The sequence below is a fragment of the Cupriavidus sp. SIMBA_020 genome, assembly GCF_046535395.1.
Classification (GTDB): Bacteria; Pseudomonadota; Gammaproteobacteria; order Burkholderiales; family Burkholderiaceae; genus Cupriavidus; species Cupriavidus campinensis.
The window spans coordinates 1-234 of record NZ_JAWRWU010001720.1; the positions used below are offsets into that span (position 1 = coordinate 1).

At 73.1% G+C, this 234-nt stretch carries 1 protein-coding gene; it reads left to right on the plus strand.

What is annotated here, in order from left to right:
* Positions 1-48: 48 nt before the first annotated feature.
* Positions 49-234: hypothetical protein (locus tag SB751_RS35490; RefSeq protein WP_410749672.1), on the plus strand; the 186-nt coding region annotated here is incomplete at its 3' end.

Genomic DNA, 234 nt, shown 5'->3' on the forward strand with positions numbered 1-234 from the left:
GGCACGTCGGCGGCCGACAGGTTCGCGTAGCCGACGCGCCCGGCGGCCGTGCCGACCTCGACGAGCGGCTCGAGCCACAGCAAGCCGCGCGTACCGTTGCGGACCAGTTCGATCGCGAACTGGCTCGACGGCGGCACGCATCCGAGCGGCGTCGGCCTCGTCGATGCGCTGCCCTATCTCGCGCGCCAGCAGCGGCTCACGTTCGCGCGCATCGGCCTGACCGATCCGCTGTCG